This window comes from Sphingobium sp. BYY-5, from assembly GCF_022758885.1.
Lineage (GTDB): Bacteria > Pseudomonadota > Alphaproteobacteria > Sphingomonadales > Sphingomonadaceae > Sphingobium.
In genome coordinates, this window is sequence record NZ_JALEBH010000001.1 from 1999999 (window position 1) to 2019300 (window position 19302).

The 19302-nt window shown below is 64.1% G+C and carries 16 protein-coding genes and 1 tRNA gene; 11 read left to right on the plus strand and 6 right to left on the minus strand.

Annotated features, from left to right (window positions below):
• The first annotated feature begins 74 nt into the window (after positions 1 to 74).
• On the plus strand, positions 75 to 1070 hold the full coding sequence (locus MOK15_RS09570; protein WP_242931401.1) for a LacI family DNA-binding transcriptional regulator: 996 nt from the start codon (positions 75 to 77) through the stop codon (positions 1068 to 1070).
• 7 nt (positions 1071 to 1077) lie between these two features.
• Here MOK15_RS09570 and MOK15_RS09575 read toward each other — a convergent pair.
• Positions 1078 to 1151 (minus strand) — tRNA-Gly (locus MOK15_RS09575).
• 328 nt (positions 1152 to 1479) lie between these two features.
• Between MOK15_RS09575 and MOK15_RS09580 the strand changes: the two genes are divergently transcribed.
• From MOK15_RS09580 to MOK15_RS09600, 5 genes are all read left to right on the plus strand, one after another.
• Complete coding sequence (locus tag MOK15_RS09580; RefSeq protein WP_242931402.1) at positions 1480 to 2841, plus strand: hypothetical protein; 1362 nt, start codon at positions 1480 to 1482, stop codon at positions 2839 to 2841.
• Between the two features lie 222 nt (positions 2842 to 3063).
• On the plus strand, positions 3064 to 3975 hold the full coding sequence (locus MOK15_RS09585; RefSeq protein WP_242931403.1) for a LysR family transcriptional regulator: 912 nt from the start codon (positions 3064 to 3066) through the stop codon (positions 3973 to 3975).
• 140 nt (positions 3976 to 4115) lie between these two features.
• Entirely contained in the window at positions 4116 to 6296 is a 2181-nt protein-coding gene (locus MOK15_RS09590; protein ID WP_242931404.1) for a TonB-dependent receptor, read from the plus strand.
• Between the two features lie 115 nt (positions 6297 to 6411).
• On the plus strand, positions 6412 to 7527 hold the full coding sequence (locus MOK15_RS09595) for a DUF47 family protein (protein ID WP_242931405.1): 1116 nt from the start codon (positions 6412 to 6414) through the stop codon (positions 7525 to 7527).
• 115 nt (positions 7528 to 7642) lie between these two features.
• The gene (locus MOK15_RS09600) at positions 7643 to 8644 is read left to right on the plus strand and encodes an inorganic phosphate transporter (RefSeq protein ID WP_242931406.1); all 1002 of its coding nucleotides are present in this window, start codon (positions 7643 to 7645) and stop codon (positions 8642 to 8644) included.
• 152 nt (positions 8645 to 8796) lie between these two features.
• Here the strand turns inward: MOK15_RS09600 and MOK15_RS09605 are convergent, their stop codons facing one another.
• Entirely contained in the window at positions 8797 to 8970 is a 174-nt protein-coding gene (locus MOK15_RS09605; protein WP_242931407.1) for a hypothetical protein, read from the minus strand.
• Between the two features lie 139 nt (positions 8971 to 9109).
• On the opposite strand from MOK15_RS09605, the gene MOK15_RS09610 reads away from it, so the two are divergent.
• The gene (locus MOK15_RS09610; protein ID WP_242931408.1) at positions 9110 to 10519 is read left to right on the plus strand and encodes an XRE family transcriptional regulator; all 1410 of its coding nucleotides are present in this window, start codon (positions 9110 to 9112) and stop codon (positions 10517 to 10519) included.
• A 79-nt stretch (positions 10520 to 10598) separates the two neighbouring features.
• Here MOK15_RS09610 and MOK15_RS09615 read toward each other — a convergent pair whose 3' ends face one another.
• The 4 genes from MOK15_RS09615 to secB form a co-directional block, all read right to left on the minus strand.
• On the minus strand, positions 10599 to 11261 hold the full coding sequence (locus tag MOK15_RS09615) for a DUF4136 domain-containing protein (RefSeq protein WP_242931409.1): 663 nt from the start codon (positions 11259 to 11261) through the stop codon (positions 10599 to 10601).
• 210 nt (positions 11262 to 11471) lie between these two features.
• Positions 11472 to 12476: a tryptophan--tRNA ligase gene (trpS, locus tag MOK15_RS09620; protein WP_242931410.1), complete on the minus strand. Its 1005-nt coding sequence runs from the start codon at positions 12474 to 12476 to the stop codon at positions 11472 to 11474.
• Positions 12477 to 12494: 18 nt separating this feature from the next.
• The gene (murJ, locus tag MOK15_RS09625) at positions 12495 to 14078 is read right to left on the minus strand and encodes a murein biosynthesis integral membrane protein MurJ (RefSeq protein ID WP_242931411.1); all 1584 of its coding nucleotides are present in this window, start codon (positions 14076 to 14078) and stop codon (positions 12495 to 12497) included.
• 117 nt (positions 14079 to 14195) lie between these two features.
• Entirely contained in the window at positions 14196 to 14705 is a 510-nt protein-coding gene (gene secB, locus MOK15_RS09630; protein ID WP_242931412.1) for a protein-export chaperone SecB, read from the minus strand.
• A 185-nt stretch (positions 14706 to 14890) separates the two neighbouring features.
• On the opposite strand from secB, the gene MOK15_RS09635 reads away from it, so the two are divergent.
• The 4 genes from MOK15_RS09635 (at position 14891) to MOK15_RS09650 (ending at position 19145) form a co-directional block, all read left to right on the plus strand.
• Positions 14891 to 15544: a Tim44/TimA family putative adaptor protein gene (locus tag MOK15_RS09635; RefSeq protein WP_242931413.1), complete on the plus strand. Its 654-nt coding sequence runs from the start codon at positions 14891 to 14893 to the stop codon at positions 15542 to 15544.
• Positions 15545 to 15563: 19 nt separating this feature from the next.
• Positions 15564 to 16829, plus strand: a complete 1266-nt coding sequence (locus MOK15_RS09640) for a murein transglycosylase A (RefSeq protein WP_242931414.1) — start codon at positions 15564 to 15566, stop codon at positions 16827 to 16829.
• Positions 16830 to 16839: 10 nt separating this feature from the next.
• Positions 16840 to 17370 (plus strand): Smr/MutS family protein, encoded by a 531-nt coding sequence (locus MOK15_RS09645; protein ID WP_242931415.1) that lies wholly within the window; start codon positions 16840 to 16842, stop codon positions 17368 to 17370.
• Positions 17371 to 17468: 98 nt separating this feature from the next.
• Complete coding sequence (locus MOK15_RS09650) at positions 17469 to 19145, plus strand: EAL domain-containing protein (protein WP_242931416.1); 1677 nt, start codon at positions 17469 to 17471, stop codon at positions 19143 to 19145.
• Positions 19146 to 19302 lie beyond the last annotated feature (157 nt).

Genomic DNA, 19302 nt, shown 5'->3' on the forward strand with positions numbered 1-19302 from the left:
CGGGGCCTTCCACCTTGCCAACAGGCCCGAAAACCGGGCATGACAACCTTTTCCCACGTTCCGAGCCAAGGTCTATGACGAGCATCCATGACGTCGCCGCCCTCGCCAAGGTATCGATCAAGACCGTGTCCCGCGTGGTCAACAAGGCGCCCAATGTCAGCACCGAGTTGCGCGAACGGGTGCAGACGGCGATCGACCAGCTCGGCTATCGCCCCAACCAGTCGGCGCGGCGGCTGGCGGGTGGCCGCTCCTTCATGATCGCCTTCCTCTACAACAACCCCGCCCCCGGCTATGTCAGCCGCATCCAGATCGGCGCGGCGTGGCGCTGCCGCGAACTGGGCTATCATCTGGTAGTCGAGCCGATCTCGCCGGGCGCCGAGGAACGGTTCGAGGTGCTGGAACGGCTGGTCGCGGCGTTGCGCCCGGACGGGGTACTGCTGGTGCCGCCGCTGTCCGACGATGAAGGACTGCTCGCGCGTCTCGCCGAGATGAATCTGCCCTGCGCGCGCATTGCCGGGGAAATTGGGGGAGCGAGCTTCACCATCCACACGCCGGAACACGCCGCAGGCCGGATGATGGCAGATCATCTGATCGGCCTTGGCCACCGGCGCATCGGCGTCATCACCCCGCCGCTTACCCATCATGCCGCGCTCCGCCGGGTCGAAGGGTTCCGCGAAGGGCTGACGGCAGCCGGGATCGCTGTGGACGAGGCGTTGTTCGTACCGGGCCAGTTCGATTTCGCCTCCGGCATCGAGGCGGGCGAAACGCTGCTTGCCTTGCCCCAACCGCCGAGCGCGGTCTTCGCCACCAATGACGAAATGGCGCTGGGCGTGCTGACGCTGGCGCACCGCATCGGGCTGCGCGTGCCGGAAGACCTGTCGGTGACGGGGTTCGATGACACCACGGCCAGCCTCACCTCCTGGCCGCCGCTGACCACCGTTCGCCAGCCGCTGGAAGATATGGGTCGATCCGTGATCGAAGCGCTCGCCAGCGGCCCGGTCGATGCGCCGCATTTCCAGTTCACGCTGATCGAACGAGGAAGCTCTGGCCCACCGTCGAAGGCAGGATGAGAAGGGCTGGAGCGGGTAGCGGGGATCGAACCCGCATCACAAGCTTGGAAGGCTAGTGCTCTACCATTGAGCTATACCCGCATTTCAATGGCTTATGGCCATTTCTGCCCAGCGTTTTACAGGGCGTTTTACAGCCGCCCGCGCGAGACGGTTGCCCAGTGCCACGACAATAGCTGCGTCGTCAACATAGTGCGTACGAATTTCTGACACCTGTTCCGGGGCCACCCCACCAAATTCCCGATTTCCTTGTCAGTCAGATTCAGGCCCAGCGCGATCATCAGCTTGGCCGCATACAGACAGGGTCGCGGCCATAGCGGATTGGTCCAGGCTGCAATAATTCCTCTACCGGGATGTAAATTCTCTCTAATCTCGGCTTATACAGAAGCATTGTTCCTAGGGGGAAGCCGCTTTGTTCAAGCCGGGGGATATCAAGAAGAATGTTCTGTTTGGCGAGGATGGCTGGGCCTTCCTATGGCAGGGAGGGCAACGCCAATTTGATTTTCTGACCGGAAAATCAAGCGCCAGCCAATCCTCAGTCGATAATCTTGTCGCGAACCTGAAGGGGCGGACAGAGTTTTGCGCCGCCCGCAACATCCCCTATCTTCATGTCGTTTTCCCATCCAAACCTGTCACCATGACCGAATATCTCCCGGCAGAAATAAGGGGGCAGGTCCAAAGCCTTTATGAGCGCCAATATGCTGGCGCCATCGATGCTGCAATGGTCGAAAGCATCTTATATCCGCGACCGACGCTTCTTGAAGAAAAGGCAAGCTGTCCGGTTTTCAGCCGGCAGGACACCCACATGACGGAAACAGGCAACGCCATCGTGTCTCGCGAGATACTGCGGCGGCTCGGTCACAGGCATGATCCTCTCTCATGCATGGAAGCGGAAGAGCGCGATCGGCTGGGCGACCTGGCGATTATGGCAGGCACCCGGAAGCCTTTGCCAGAACGCTTTTTGCAGACGCTGCAGAGGACCGAGCGAATCTGGGACAACCGCCCATTTCTGCCCAGCAACACGGACAATGTGACTATCGCTCACAATCCGCGTTCTGCCAGCAGGCGCCGGCTGTTGGCATTAGGGGATAGTTTTCTGTGGACCTGCTTGACGCCGCTATCCACATTCTACCGGGACATTCTTTATGTGAGGTCGGACCTCTTTCAGCCTGAGCTAGTCGATCTGTTTGGCCCGGATGATATCGTCTCGGCCAATGCAGAGCGGTATCTGTGCAAGGTTCGATCCGACGCCGAGGCAGAAAGCGTAGTACTCGGTGGTTACGGCCGGACAAACTATCACCCGTCGGACTCCTTTGTATCCGCCTTGAAGGCTCAGCTCGCCTATCGGCCATATCTCGCCCGATATGCAGAATGGGCCAGCCAGGTGGATGCGATGTGCTTTGACCGTATCGGGGCCGGCGAAATCAACAATCATCTTCAGTTTGCCAAAAGAGATGCATCACGTCTCACATCGACAGGCCAAGACCCCCAGATCATATTCAACAACACGCCTTTCAAACATGATCGGCGATATCAATTGAAGATATCCATGGAGAGCGATGTTGAGAGCGTAGCCCAACTCTTTGAGAGCAGTGAGGAAGGCTATCCCTTCGTGGAGAACAGGTCTCAAACGCATAGGGTGATGGGCGGTCCGAACATCTTCACATTCGATCTAATGCCGGCGCGCCGAGGTAAGCTATTGAGGTTCGACCCGCTCAAACGCGAGGGAAATATAAGAAACCTGTCGATGGAGCTTATCGAGGCCGCCGCATAAGGCGATACTGGAAAGGTGCTGAAGGCGGTCCATGACCTCTGCTCGCGGATTGCTCGCGATTCGGTCAAGCCGGCCCGGAAATGCTGGATTATGCATAGCTTGGAAGGCTAGTGCTCTACCATTGAGCTATACCCGCCCGGCAAAGGAGCGCCCCGCCATCGTCGCCGGAATCTCGTCAAGATCACCCTTACCCGACATCATCATTTCCTCTATCAGGCCGTCATGGATCGCCCCTCCCTGCGCCAACTTGACCTTTTTGCGCAGATGGTTGCGGCCGGCAGCCTGACCCGCTGCGCGACCATGCTGGGCGTGCCGGCCGAAACAATCGCCAGGGATCTGGCGTCGCTGGAAATGCGGCTGGGCTATCGGTTGTTCGAGGATCTGACAGGCGCGGCGCGGCTGACCCCGGCGGGACACAAGACCGCCCAGGCCATGACCTTGCTGGGTCAGGACGATCCCGTGCCATCGGCGACGCCTCTCCCGCCACGAGAGGCCGCGCCGACGCCGGCCGAACCGCCTCGACAGACGATCCTGCTCGCCGCTCCCGCGCCCGTATTCGGCCAGTTGCAGGAAAAGCTGTCAGCTTTCGAGGCGGCGAATGAGGATATCGCCATCACGCTCGACCTGCATGTCCAGTCGGCGGAAGATGCCGCGACGGCGTTGCGGCGGGGGGGAGCCGACATCGCCTATTTCTACGCCCTCGGCGCGCCGAACGACCCACCGTCGCGCTATGGCTGGTCGGAGCAGCTCAACCTCTATGCGGGCGCCGCCCATCCCCTGGCGCGCGCATCGAGCGTGTCGCGCGCCGATCTGGCGATCAGCCCGGCGATCGCGATGGACGACCGCAACGCCACCCGCCCCCTGATCGAAGCGGCGCTGAAGCGCGGCCGCGCCAGGCTGGGACCGATCGTGATGGAAAGCGACGATATGTTCGCGGTGATGGCCGCGCTGCGTGAGGAGGCGGGACTGTTCCCGGCGTTCGGCGCGCTCGCCCGCGACCTGGGGCGGATGGAGGGGATCAGCCGCCTGCCGCTGGACATGCCGCTGCCCTCGATCGAGATTCGTCAGGCGATAGGCCCCAAGGCCAGCGAAACGCCCGCCGTCGAGGCACTGGCGGATTTTCTCTTCCTCTAACGTTGAACAGGTCGGATCGGTGCCAGCGGCTTCCTTCAGGCTGGTCGCAACATGATGCACCAAACCAACGTTGATATATTATAACATTATAGATACAGGGTCTCATTCCCTTTCACCCCTGACAAGGATGATAGTCCCTGATGTCCCATTTTTCGACGCTCCGAAGCGGCTGCGCTCCATCCGCCCTCTGCCTGTCCGCCCTCTGCCTGTCCGCCCTCTGCCTGTCCGCCCTCTGCCTGTCCGCCCTCTGCCTCGCCCCTGCCGCCTTCGCCCAGGCGCCGGCCGATTCCGCCGCGCCCGATCAGGCCTATCATGACCAGAACAAGGCCGATATCGTCGTCACCGCGCTGATCCCGCGCCGGCAGGGCGACATTCTTTCGGGCACCTCGGTCCTGACGGGGGACAAGCTGAACCGCGAGCTGCGCACCAGCATCGGCGAGACGCTGGCCCGCCAACCCGGCGTATCGGCCACCTCCTTCGGCCCCAACGCCTCACGCCCGATCCTGCGCGGATTCCAGGGCGAGCGCGTGCGCATCCTGACCGACGGCATCGGCAGCTTCGACGTGTCCAACACCTCGGTCGACCATGCCGTCGCAATCAATCCGCTGACCGCCGACCGGATCGAGGTGCTGCGCGGGCCGTCCGCCTTGCTGTACGGATCATCCGCGATCGGCGGCGTGGTCAACGTCATCGACAGCCGCATCCCCCGCCGCGTGCCGGACGAAGCGATCCACATCGACGCGCTCGGTTCCTATGGCAGCGCCGCCAACGAGCGCAGCGGCGCGGGCGAAATCGAGGTGCCGCTGGCCGAGAAATTCGTCGTCCATCTCGACGGCACCTATGCCAAGACCGGTAACCTCGACACCGGCAACTATATATTGACGCCTGCCCTGCGTGCGGAAGCCGCCGCCAGCGACAATGCGGAAATCCGGGATCTTGCCACGTTGCGCGGCAAATTGCCCAACAGCGCCGGGCGGATGTGGGAAGTGGCCGGCGGCGCCGCCTATATCGATGATGGCGGCAATCTGGGGGTGTCCTTCGCCCACACCGACAATTTCTATGGCGTGCCGATCCGCTATTCGCTCGACCCCGACGCAGAAGCGGAACAGGTGCGGTTGCGGATGAAGCAGGATCGTGTCGACCTGCGCGGCGAAGTTGCCGTGCATGGCGGCTTTCTGGACAGCATCCGCCTGCGCGCCGGTTTCGCCGATTATCAGCATCAGGAAATCGAGGATACGGGCGAAGTCGGCACCACGTTCAAGAACCAGTCGATGGAAAGCCGGCTGGAGTTCGTCCAGGCCAAGCGCGGCGGATGGGACGGCGCATTCGGCGCGCAATTCTTCACCCGCCGGTTCGAGGTCGATGGCGAGGAGAAATTCCTGCCGAAGAATGAGACCGACCAGATCGGTATCTTCACGCTGCAATCGCTGGACCTGGGCAACACCCGGCTGGAAGGCGGCGTCCGTTATGAACATACCAACCTCCAGGCCGATGCGGACGACACATTGTTCTTCGACGGCCGCCGCCGCAGCTTCGACGCCATTTCGGGGTCGCTGGGCGTCAGCCAGGCGGTCGTGCCGGGCTGGCGTGTGGGCCTGAACCTGTCGCGCAGCGAGCGAGCGCCGTCCGCCGAAGAATTGTTCGCGCGCGGCAATCATGCCGGCACCCAGGCCTTCGAACTGGGCAATGCCGATTTCCGCAAGGAAAAGAGCTGGGGCGTCGAAGGCACGCTGCGCGGGGCGGGCGAAGGCTATAGCGTCAGCCTCGCCGCCTATCACAACTGGTTCAGCGGCTATATCTATGAAAGCATCGCCGACGATAGCGTGTGTCAGGCCGCCAATGGCGGCGCGGATATGGAATTCCCCTGCTATGCTTTCTCCCAGGCCGATGCGCGCTATTATGGCTTCGAAGCCGAAGCGTCGGTCACGCTGGCCCAACTGGGCGGGTACAAGATCAATGTCGATGGTCTGGCCGACTATGTCCACGCCACGATCAAGGGCGATGGCCCCGCGCCGCGCATTCCCCCATTGCGGATGCTGGGCGGGCTGGAAGCGCAGGGCGATCGCCTGTCCGCCCGTGCCGAGGTCGAACATGTCTTCGACCAGGATCGCGTGACCGAATTTGAAACGCCGACCAACGGCTATACGATGGTCAACGCCTCGCTCTCGTTCAAGCCGCTGCCCGGCAATGACCGGACGACGCTGATGCTGTCGGCCAACAACATCTTCGACGTGGAAGCCCGTCGTCATGCCAGCTTCCTGAAGGATTATGCACCGCTGGCGGGACGCGACATCCGCCTCACCGCGCGCTTCTCGCTATAAGGGTTTGTTTGAGAGCGCCTTTGGTACATTTTTGAGACGGTCGGGGCGCGCTGGCGCCGTCCCGGCCCTGTCCTGCGGTCATTGCGATCTGTGACAATTTCGTTACAAGCGGTCCATGCGCCAGATTGCCGCCCTGCCCTATTCCACCGCCGCCGACGGATCGATGCAGATATTGCTCATCACGTCGCGCGACACGCGGCGCTGGGTGATTCCCAAGGGCAATCGCATCAAGGGACTGGCCGGCCACCGCGCCGCCGAACTGGAAGCTTATGAGGAAGCGGGCATCCACGGCATCGCCTGTCCCGCCCCGCTCGGCCGCTATAGCTATGACAAGCGCCGCCGCCGGGGTGGATCGCGCGAGGCGACGGTGGAGGTTTTTCCGCTTGCGGTCACTGGCCACCTGACGCAATGGCCCGAACAGGGCCAAAGGGAGCTGCGCTGGTTCCCTGTCGCCGACGCCGCAACGGCGGTCGACGAACCGGACCTGAAATCGATCATCGCGGCCTTCCGCGAACCGCCCGCCGATCCGGGCTGGTTCTTCCGGTTGCTGCTGGCGATCCGCGAGAAGCAAAATGAAAGGACTGGAATGCTGCGCTGGTTTCATGCGCTGATGCCCAAGCAGGGGCGCTTCTTCGAGCAATTCGAGGATCATGCCACCACTCTGGTCGCCGGCGCCGACGCACTCGCCAGGCTGCTGAAGGGCGGGCCGGACATGGCCGAGCATATCAAGACGATCTCCGACCAGGAGCATGAGGCGGACGACATCATCCGCGAAGTGCTGCAGGACGTCCGCCGCATCTTCGTCACCCCCTTCGACCGCAGCGCCATCACCGGCCTGATCGGCGTGATGGACGACGCCATCGACCAGATGAACCAGACGGCCAAGGCGATCGCCCTGTTCGAGGTGACGGAATTTCCCTCGCAGATGCAGGATATGAGCGCGCTGATCGTCGAATGCGCGCGCATCACCGCGGAGGCCATGCCTCTGCTGCGGTCGCTGAACCTGAACGCGACGCGGCTCCATGAGTTGACCGAGCGGCTGGTGAAGCTGGAAGGCCATGCCGACATATTGCATGAAGCCGGCCTCAAGGCGCTCTACAGCCAGGCGCGGGCAGGCAATCCGATGGATTTCATCGTCGGCAACGAAATCTACAGCCATCTGGAAAAGGTGACGGACCGGTTCGAGGACGTCGCCAACGAGATTTCCGGCCTGGTCATCGATCACGCCTGAGTTCACGCTCTCCATCCGTTCGGGCTGAGCGGAGCGAAGCAGCTTCGCCTGCGGCTCAGCCCCACCCTTCGACTTCGCTCAGGGCGAACGGATCAACAGGACGGTAGCCAGTTCCATGGACGCCCATATCGCCTTTCCCTTGCTGATCGCGCTGATCGGCGTCGCGCTCGCCTTCGATTTCCTGAACGGCCTGCACGACGCCGCCAATTCGATCGCGACCATCGTGTCGACCCGTGTGCTGAAACCGCAATATGCGGTCGCCTGGGCCGCTTTCTTCAACTTCATCGCCTTCCTCTTCTTCGGCCTGCATGTGGCCGAGACGGTGGGTAAGGGCATCGTCGATGCCAATATCATCGACGCGCAGGTGATCTTCGGCGCGCTGATGGGCGCGATCGCCTGGAACCTTATCACCTGGGGGCTGGGCATCCCTTCCTCTTCCAGCCACGCGCTGATCGGCGGCCTGCTGGGCGCGGGCACCGCCAAGGCGGGACTGGGCGCGGTGGTGTGGAACGGCGTATTCAAGACCAGCGCCGCCATCGTCATCTCACCCGCCGTGGGCCTGTTCCTGGCGCTGATACTGGTGCTTGTCATAAGCTGGGTCTTCCGCCGGTTCACGCCGCAAGGCGCGGACCGGGTGTTCCGCAAGCTGCAACTCGTGTCCGCCTCGCTCTATTCACTGGGTCATGGCGGCAATGACGCGCAGAAGACGATGGGGATCATCGCCGTGCTGCTCTATTCGCAGGGAATGCTGACCGGCGGCTTCCATGTCCCCATGTGGGTCGTGCTGAGCTGCCAGGCGGCGATGGGCCTGGGCACGCTGCTGGGCGGGTGGAAGATCGTCCACACCATGGGATCGAAGATCACCCGGCTGACCCCGGCGCAGGGCTTCTGCGCGGAAACGGGCGGCGCGATCACCCTGTTCATGGCCACCCATATGGGCGTGCCGGTGTCCACCACCCACACCATCACCGGCGCGATCGTCGGGGTGGGCGCATCGCGGCGGTTGTCGGCCGTGCGCTGGAACGTGGCGTCGAGCATCATCGTCGCCTGGGTCGTCACCCTGCCCGCCGCCGCCGCCATCGGTGCGCTGTTCTACGGGCTGACGAAACTGTTCTGATGGACAGTGACGCCTAATCCTCCCCTGGTAGGGGAGGTGGCGCGCCGAAGGCGTGACGGAGGGGTGTCGCCCCATCGATGGCGGGACACCCCTCCACCACTTCGTGGTCCCCCTCCCCTTGCAGGGGAGGAAGGAGAGGGCCGAGTCCTGGATCAGGCCACGCGGCCGAGGCGGTGATAGAGATTGGCATATTTGACCGATTCCGGCTGATCCTGCACCTCGCGCAGATAATGGGCGATGGCGGTGCGGATCAGCCCGAAATCCTGCTGCGAGAAGACCGCGCGGGACCGGGCGGGCTGGGGCTGTTCGATCATGTCGGTGGTCATCACTCTGTCCTTCATCTTCCTGCCCATGCGGGCCATGGACACTGAAATAGACAGCTACACGCCCGCCCGTAAGGCCGATGAGTGGCCATAAGTCACAATTATATTTGGTCATATTGTCATTCTATGACATTATGACCTTATGGCAGAGCTAACCGACCGCAAACTTTATCTGGGGCCGAAGCTGCGCGTCCTGCGACGCGAACTGGGACTCAACCAGACGCAGATGGCGGAGGAACTGGGTGTTTCCCCCAGCTATCTCAATCATCTGGAGCGCAACCAGCGGCCGTTGACCGCACAGATGCTGCTGCGGCTGGCCAACACCTACGACATCGACATTCGCGATTTCACCGCCACCCCGGCCGAAGGGGGCCTGAGCGAACTAAGCGAGATATTGTCCGACGCGCTGGTCCGCGACATCGGCATCGCCCGCGACGAGGTGCTAGAGGTGACGGAAAATTATCCCGGCGTCAGCGAGGCGATCACCCGTTTCTACCGGGCATTGAGCGACCTGCGCCGCCTCCCCGGCGAAACAGTCGTCCATGGCAGCCCCGCCCCGCTGGTCGCGCCGGTGGACTGGCTGCGCGAGACGATCGCGCGGGCGGGCAATCATTTCGCGGAGATCGACGCGGGCGCCGAAGCCATCGCCGCCGACCTGCCCGACGATCCCGCGCTGCTCCAGGCGGACCTGCGCGCGCGGCTCAAGGACCGGCACGGCATGAGCGTGCAGGTGATGCGCGGCGACATACTCGCCGGAACGCTGCGCCATTATGACATGCACCGGCGGCGGCTGATGCTGAGCGAGCGGCTGTCGGCATCGGGGCGGCTGTTCGCCATCGCCTATCATCTCTGCGCACAGGAACTGGCCGAAGCGATCGGCGCGCAGATCGCCCGCGCCGCGCCGCCGGACGAGGATAGTCGCCGCCTCGCCAGCATTGCGCTCACCAGCTATGCCGCCGCCGCCCTGCTCATGCCCTATGACCGTTTCCGCCAGGCCGCCGAGCAGAGCCGCCACGACATCGCCCTGCTACGTGACCGGTTCGGTGTATCGACCGAACAGGTCGCCCATCGTCTGACCAGCCTCAACCGGACCGGCGCGCGCGGCATTCCTTTCTTCATGGTGAAGATCGACCGGGCGGGCATCGTCTCGAAACGCTTCGACGGCGAGGCATGGCCCTTCGCGCGTTATGGCGGGCTTTGCCCGCGCTGGGACGCCTGCGATGCGCGCACGCCTGACCGGGTCGAGACGCAGTTGATCGAGACGCTCGACGGCCGCCGCTTCGTCACCCTGGCGATGGCCCTGCCGCCGAGACCGGACGGCGCGAGAGCAAGGTCGGTCATCGCGCTGGGATGCGAGGCGAAACATGCCGGGCGCATCGTCCATGCCGACTCGATCGACGCGGAGAAGGACGACCCGATCGAGGTCGGCCCCACCTGCCACCTGTGCGAACGGCGGGATTGCCCCGACCGGGCGCTGCCCCCCGTCACGCGCGCGCTCGACCTGCACAGCTATGAACGGACGATCGCGCCCTACCCGTTCCGGCGTGTCTGACAAAGAAAACCCGGCGCCTTGTTCAAGCGCCGGGTCAGACAGGGTCTTGGCTGGGAGCCGTCCCTTGTCCGGTTGTCCCCTAGCCCTTCTTTTCGGGCGGCAGGGTGATCTTCACGCTTTCCCCATTCTGGCCGGGGAAATTGGTGAACATCGCATCGATCAGGTTCGGCACCAGATAGGTGAGCTTGTTCGACAGCGACTGGGCACTCGCCTTGCCTTCGAACAGGCGGCGATTATCGGCCGCGCGGTCGATCTTGAGGCTGAAGTCGCTGGTGTAGACGGTGTAACTCGACACGTCGTTATAACCGCCGCCGCCGAACAGCCACGGATCGTAGAAGCCATAGCCCCACGGGCGACCCCAACGGCCGCCAAAGCCGCCGCCCCATGCACCGCCGAAGCCCGGTCCGTAAGGTCCTCCGCCAAAGCCGGTCGAGCGCACCTTCTCCCGGCCATTGTCGACATCATAGGCGACGCGCACGATCAGGTCGGCGCGCGCAGGGTCGCTGGCGGCGACATAGCCGGTCTGGGCCAGGCGCTGCCCGACCAGTTCGGCATAATGAGAAAATTCCAGGCCACCGGCCAGTCTGGGATCGTCCGAGACAACGGTGTAGCTCTGCCCGGCGGGAGCGGGGAGCTGCTGGAAACGGGCGACATCGGCCTTGAACGGCGTGGCGCAGCCCGACAATGCCACCAGCGCCAGGGCGGGCGCCGCGAACAGACCGATCTTGTTGAAACGAGCCATGTTTTTACGTCCTGTATCAGGCGAAGCGCCTGCGATCATTCTTTGCGCTCCGCGATAGCAAAACGCAACTGAACATCGTTTGAACGCACGAACCCATCGAACGGGCGCAAATGATGTTCTCACATCCATAACGTTATGGAGATGGCAATTCCGTGCCCCAAAGAAAAGGGGCCGCCCTTTTGCGCGACCCTGTGGCACGAATGCATCAGCTCAGCGCATCAACCCCATCGCATCATAGGCCGCGCGCAAGGTCGGCTCCGCCGCCGCCGCCGCCTTGGCCGCTCCCTTGTCGAGAATCGCGTCGAGCGCGGCATCATCCGTGCGCAATTCCAGGAAGCGCTCGCGAATCGGGCGAAGCGTTTCGACCAGCAATTCGCCCAGCGCCGGCTTGAACGCACCGAAGCCCTTGCCCGCAAATTCCGCGCAGACCGCATCGGGCGTCTTGCCCGACAGGGTGGCGAAGATGCCTACCAGATTGTTTGCCTCGGCCCGGCCCGCCAGCCCTTCGGCCGATTCGGGCAGCGGTTCAGGATCAGTCTTGGCCTTCCGCACCTTGGCCATGATCGCGTCATCGTCATCGGTCAGGTTGATGCGGCTCATGTCCGACGGGTCGGACTTGGACATTTTCGCAGTGCCGTCGCGCAGCGACATGATGCGCGCCGATTCCCTGGGGATGATCGGCGCGGGCAGGGTGAACAGATCGACGCCGAAGTCGGTGTTGAACTTCGCCGCGATGTCGCGCGCCAATTCCAGATGCTGCTTCTGGTCCTCACCCACCGGGACATGGGTGGCGTTATAGGCCAGGATGTCGGCCGCCTGCAGCACCGGGTAGACGAACAGGCCGACCGAGGCGCCCTCGCGGTCCTTGCCCGCCTTGTCCTTGAACTGGGTCATGCGGTTGAGCCAGCCGATGCGCGCCGTGCCGTTCAGCAACCAGGCGAGTTCGGCATGGGCGGGGACGCGCGCCTGGTTGAACAGGACCGAGCGATCCGGGTCGATCCCGGCCGCGACCAGAGCGGCGGCCATGTCGCGCACGTTGCGGATGCGCTGTTCGCGCCCTTCATGCACGGTGATCGAATGCATGTCAGCGAGGAAGAAGAAGCATTGCGCATCGCCCGTCATTTCATCCTGCATCTTCACCCAGTTGCGGATCGCGCCGAGATAGTTGCCAAGGTGCAGATTGCCGGTCGGCTGGATGCCGGAAAGGACGCGCATTCTTCTATCCACTCTTTCTTATTTGGTTGCGGTTGCACCCCGTCGGCGCATCAGCGCCTTGAGGTCGGACAGCCGATAGGCGCCCGTCACGAAGGAGGCCAGCCCGTACAGCGCCACGCCCGCGCCGACAAGCAGGGCCAGCGCGACATAGCGCTGGAGCATCGCCCCGGTCAGCCAGGGATCGAGCAGCCCCTCGCCCGCCCAGAGCGCGACGCCCATGATAAGCGCGGCGACGGCAAGCCGGGGCAGACGGCGACGCAGCCCTGCGTCGGCAGCAAAATGGCCGCGCTTGACCAGCGTCGCGTAGAGCATCGCGACATTGATCGTCGAGGAGAGGGCGGTCGCCAGCGGCGGGCCGATATGGCCCAGCGTCGGGATCATCGCCAGATTGCCGATGATGTTGATGACGATCGACAACATCGCGTAGCGCACCGGCGTCTTCGTATCGCCGCGCGCATAATAGCCCGGCGTCAGCACCTTCACCAGCACATAGCTTGGCAGGCCGATCGAGAAGGCGGACAGCGCCCAGCCGCAGCTCATCGCGTCCTCCGCCGTGAAGCGGCCATATTGGAACAGCCCGCGCACGATCGGTTCCGCCACGACCAGGAAGGCGACGGTGGCAGGCAGGGTCAGGAACAGCGCCAGTTCGATGCCCCGGTTCTGCGTCTCCATCGCCGCCGCATCCTCGCCCCTGGACAGCATCCGCGAGATGGTGGGGAGCAATATGGTGCCAAGGCCGATGCCGATCAGGCCCAGCGGCAACTGGTTCAGCCGGTCGGCATAATAGATATAGGTGATGGAACCCGACGCGAGCAGCCAGCCCGACAGCGCGGTCGAGACGAGCAGGTTGATCTGCGACGCGCCCGCGCCAGCGGCCGCGGGCACGATCAGGCGGAGAAGCTCTCGCACATCCTTGTCGAGGCGCGGGCGCTTGATCTTCATTGACACGCCCGCGCGCTTGCATGCCCAGATCAGCCAGAGCAGTTGCAGCGCGCCGCCGATCGTCACCGACATCGCCTGCACCCGCGCCGTCGCATATTCGTCGGCGCCGTGGAAGAACCACAGGCCCGTAATCATCGCGACGTTGAGCAGGATGGGCGCGGCGGCATTGACCCAGAATTTGTCGAGCGAATTGAGGATACCGCCCAGCAGCGAGGCAAGGGATATCAGCGCCAGATAGGGAATGGTGATGCGCGACAGGGTGACGGCGAAGGAAAATTGCTCCGGCGTCGGGTTCTGGCGCGAAAAACCGCCCGACAGCGCCCAGGTGATCGGCCAGGCGGCAGCGATCAGGACGAGCGTGAAGAGGATGAGGACCGGCAGCAGCACCGCCATCGCGCGCTCGGCGAAATCATAACCGGCAGGCAGCCCGCCCTCGCCAGTCGCCTTCTTGTTGAACAGCGGGATGAAGGCGGCGGAAAAGGCGCCCTCAGCAAAGAGGGCGCGAAACATGTTGGGCAGGCGGAAGGCGACGCCGTTGAAGGCGTCCGACGCGAAACCCGCGCCGACATAGCGCGCGGCGAGCGAATCGCGGACCAGCGCCAGCACCCGGCTGGCCAGCGTCAGCCCGCCGACCGAGCCGAGGGCCTTGACCAGTTTCATGGAATGAGCCCTCCTTCCGTTCGGGCTGAGCCTGTCGAAGCCCCGTCCTTCTCTTCCAAAGAAAAGAGCAGCCCTTCGACAAGCTCAGGGCGAACGGAAATCAAGAGCATCTCGGAATCAGGCGTGGCCGGCCGGTTCGCCCGACGTCACTTCCATCTGCTGCGCCTGCTGGAGGTAGAGCGCGCCGAAATCGATGGGATCGAGCAGCAGCGGCGGGAAGCCGCCGTCGCGGATCGTGTCGGCCAGCACGCGGCGGGCGAAGGGGAAGATGAGGCGCGGGGCTTCGGCCAGCATGAAGGGCTGAATCTGGTCTTCGGGCACGTTGCGCATCCCGAACAGCGCAGCATAGAGAAGTTCGACGGCAAAGGCAGTGCCCTGCGGCGCGATAGCCTTCACCTCGATTTTCAGCGACACTTCCAGCACTTCGTCGCCCACCTTGTCGGCGCCAATATTGAACTGGACGTCGATCTGCGGCTGGTCCTGCCACTGGTAGACGGCCGGTGCGTTCGGATTCTCGAACGAAAGATCCTTCACATATTGGCTGATCAACGCGATCTGCGGCGCGGTGTCGGCCCCGTTCGGCTGGACGTTGACGGTGGTGGTGGTGGTGTCGGCTTCGTCGGCCATGTTCTCTACCTTGACTTTCCCAGTTGGCCGGCGGCGGCACGCCCCCGGAATATGATGACCCGCGCGCTTAGCAGGGGCGCAGAAGCAGGGCAATGGCGCCGCCGTCAACCCGCTATTTGAAGTTGGGGGGAAACATGCCTATGTTATCCATGGAACCTGAATTGAAACAAAGGGTATTAGCCCCCGTGTATGTAATCGTCATCCTCGCCATGATCGCCGGCTTCCTGGCGCTGCGGCTCTATTCCGTGCTGGGCAAGCGTACCGGACACGAGCAGGAGCCTGCACTGCGCCCGGCCGATGAACGCGCCAAGGTGACGGTGTTGCAACCCGGTCCGGTACAGCAGAACAGCGGCGATTCGGTGCGGTTGGCCGAAGGGCTGATCGCGCCGGGCGCGGAAACCGGCGTGCGCGCGCTGATCGCCGCCGACCGCAGCTTCGACGTGCCGCAATTCGCGGAAGGCGCCAAGAGCGCCTACAAGATGGTGCTGGAAGCCTTCTGGCGCGGCGACCGCGAACAACTGGCCTGGCTGTGCGACGCCGATGTGCTGGCCTCCTTCGAGGAAGCGATCACGGCGCGCGAGGCGGAGGGCCATGTGCTCGACAACCGGCTGGTCCGGATCGAGAAGGCGCAGATCATCGAAGCGTCGGTCAAGGACCGCTTCGCCGAGGTGGCGCTGCGTTTCGAAGCGGACATCGCCGCCGTCACCCGCGACAAGGACGGCAATGTCATCGCCGGATCGCTGACTGACGCGATCGGCACCAAGGATATCTGGACCTTCACCCGCGACATCCGCAGTGCGGACCCGAACTGGAAGCTCAGCGAAACCGACGAAGCGTGATTCTGGGCGTGATCGGAGCATGAGCTTGCGCCAATCGGGGGGTGCGCTTGCCGCAGCGTTGCTGCTGTCCGCCTGCGCGGGCGGCGTGATCCCACCATCGACCGGCCCCGCTCCGACACGCCCTACCCATACGCGCCCCACGCCGTCAGGTGAGAGCGCAGCCCGGCCCACTCCCGCCACGCCCCGTCCCGCGCTGCCGGTCGAAACACCGACCGAACCGGCGCTCGACCAAAGCATCGCCGCGGGCCTTGGCGTCACCAAGGGGCCGGATATTGCCAGCCTGATCCCGTCGGGCGAGCGGGCACGACTGGCGCTCCAGGCCTTCCGCCTCTCCTGCCCGACATTGATGCGGCGTGCCGACCAAAGCGGCCTGACAAGGGGGGCGGACTGGAACAATAGCTGCGCCGCCGCATCGAGCTGGCCCGAAGCGTCGGCGAGCGAATTTTTCTCCCGCTATTTCGAAGCTGTGCAGGTGGGTGACGGCAAAGCCTTCGTCACCGGCTATTATGAGCCGGAGATCAGCGGATCGCGCACCCGCCAACCGGGCTATCAGGTGCCGATCTACCGCCGCCCCGCCGATCTGATCGACGTCGACCTCGGCCAGTTCAGCGACAACCTGAAAGGGCGCTCCATCCGGGGCAAGGTGCAGGGCACCAAGTTCGTCCCCTATGACGAGCGCAGCCAGATCATCAGCGGATCGCTCGCCGGGCGCGGGCTGGAACTGGCGTGGGCCGCCGATCCGGTAGAGTTTTTCTTCCTGCAGGTGCAGGGCAGCGGTCGGCTGAAACTGCCCGACGGCGGCGTGATGCGCATCGGCTATGACGGTCAGAATGGCCGCGACTATACCGGCATCGGCAAGCTGATGAAGGATCGCGGCCTGATCCAGGCCGGGTCGATGCAGGACATCATGGCCTATCTGCGCGCCAACCCCGTCGACGGCGCGGCCATCATGAACGAGAATAAGAGCTTCGTCTTCTTCCGCGAACTGACCGGCACGGGGCCACTAGGCGCACTGGGCGTGCCGGTGACGGCAGAAGCGACGGTCGCAGCAGATCCCAAATTCATCCCTCTGGGCGCGCCGGTATTGCTCTCGCTCGACCGGGCCGAACCCAACGGCATCTGGATCGCGCAGGACACGGGTGGCGCGATCAAGGGCGCCAACCGCTTCGACAGTTTCTGGGGCGCAGGCGCGCGGGCGCGCAGCATTGCCGGCGGCATGGCGGCGCGGGGCAGTGCCCTGATCCTGCTGCCGATCGGGTCGGCGGCGCGGCTCTCGCGGCCCTGACGGTCGGACCATGGTCCGGCGTCGCCTCACCAACGACGAAGAGGCGCTCTGGGACGCGCTGACGCGATCGGTGCGACCGCTGCGCCCTGGGCAGCGCCGCCCGCTGCCAACAGCCATTCCGGCGCAGCCGCCCAAAACAGGGTTAACGCCGCAGGCCCGCCCGGCCCCTCCGCCCAGGCCTGCGCCCGCCCCCGCTACCACGCTTGATTCAAGCTGGGAGCGCCGTATCCGTAACGGCAATCTGATGCCCGACATGAGCATCGACTTGCATGGCCACAGCCTGGCCACGGCGCATAACAGGCTTAACCAGGCACTGGCCCAAGCCCTGGCGCAGGACGCGCGCATCCTGCTGATCGTGACCGGAAAGCCGCCCAAAAACGCCGCCACGCCGGGCGGTGCGCGGCGCGGCGCGATCAGGGGTGAGATCGGACATTGGCTGGAGACCAGTCCCTATGCCGATCGCATCGCCAGCGTCCGCATCGCCCACCCACGCCATGGTGGCGATGGTGCGATCTACCTGATTCTACGCCGGAAAAAATAAAGCCTTTTCGCGACGCTTGCTGATCCTTTCTTAACCACTGTCCTTCATATCCGGTGGATCGGGCTCCGACAGGGAGCAGCAATCAGGACGGGAGGCGAATGCAGGGCGTGACGTTGAGAAGCCGCGCCACTGCCTGTGTCGCAGGGGCGCTGATCTTTGTCCTGTCCCTGGCGCTTGGCTATGCTGGAGGCCAGGAGGATGGCCTGGTCGTGATCGGCGGATCGCTCATTCTCGCCATCCTGGGCGGGGTGATGAGCTGGGCAGCGGTCAACCGGTCCATGGCTGCCGCCGGCAAGGCGATCGATACCGCCACCGAAAGGCTGGCGTCCGCTGCACATGGCGATCTGCAATCCCCTGTGCCTCAGGAAATCGGCGTCGAACTGCCCGAACTTTCCATCGCCATGGAAAGCCTGTTCAGTCAGGTGCGCACCAATCTCGACCATGTGCAGACGCTCGCCTTGTTCGATCAGGTCACGGGCCTCGCCAATCGTACCAGCTTCTGCCGCCAGGTCGAACGCCATCTGACCGAACGGCCCGACACGGGCATGGCGGCCTTGTTCTTCATCGACCTGGACGGGTTCAAGAACGTCAACGACACGCTGGGCCATGCAGCAGGCGACCAGTTGCTGGCGCGCGTCGCCGGACGGCTGCGCGAAGTCGCAACGGCCCAGACCGGCAACGGCGCGGGCGACGCCGTGATCGGCCGTCTGGCCGGCGATGAGTTCACCCTGTTCTTTCCTACCCTCTCCCACCACAACGACCCCGCCCGCGTCGCCCGCGCCATCCAGTTCGCCCTCAGCGAGCGGTTCGAACTGGGCAGCCAGCATGTCGAACTGGGCGCGTCGATCGGCATCGCCTGCTATCCCGATCATGGCGACACATTGTCGGCCCTGCTGCGCGCCGCCGACATCGCCATGTACCATGCCAAGCATGAGGGTCGCGGCCGCGCGGAAATCTACACCGACGAACTGGCGCTGGAAGCGGCAGACCGCGCCGCGCTGGAACGTGAACTCCTGCTGGCGTTGCAGCGTGAGGAGTTTCTGCTGGAGTTCCAGCCGCTGATCGACATCGGCAGCGGCCAGGCCGTCGCGGCCGAGGCGCTGGTGCGCTGGGCGCATCCCGAACGCGATCTGGTGATGCCGGGCGCTTTCGTACCCGTCGCCGAGGAAAGCGGCGCGATCGTCGCCCTAGGCGACTGGATCATGAGCCGGGTCTGCGAAACCGCGTCCCGCTGGGCCAGGGCCGGCATCACCCAGCGCATCGCCATCAACATCAGTATGCGTGAACTGGCGCAGGCGGATTTCTTCCTGCGCCTGCGCCAGGCCATGGCCACTCATCAGACGCCGCCGGCCATGCTGGAACTCGAAATCACCGAATCGCTCGCAATGGACATGGAACCGCGCGTCCTGACGCAACTGCGCGCACTGCGCGAAGAAGGGGTGCAGGTCGCCATCGACGATTTCGGAACCGGTTACTCCAACCTGGCGCGCCTGAAGGACCTGCCGGTCGACCGGGTGAAGATCGATCGCAGCCTGGTGCGCGACATCGCGATTTCGGCCGAAGCACGGACCATCTGCAGCGCTGTCGTCGGGCTAATCCAGGGCCTGGGCATGGAAGTGGTAGTCGAAGGCGTCGAGAGCGAGGCGCAGATGGACGTGCTGCGGGTGATCGGCTGCTCCCTGTTCCAGGGCTATCACCTCGCCATGCCCAGCCGCGAACAGGATTATCTCGCCCGCTTCGCCGCGCCGGTGGTTCTGGTGCAGCATAGCGTCTGATTGGGCTGTTCACGGGCTGATATTGGTGGGCAGACGGCAAGGGTGGAACCAAGACATTCCCCTCCCTTTCAAGGGAGGGGTTAGGGGTGGGTGGCGAGCGCAGCGAGCCTGCAACCGCCAGGCCAGAACGCCGCTAACGCGGCGCACCCACCCCCTC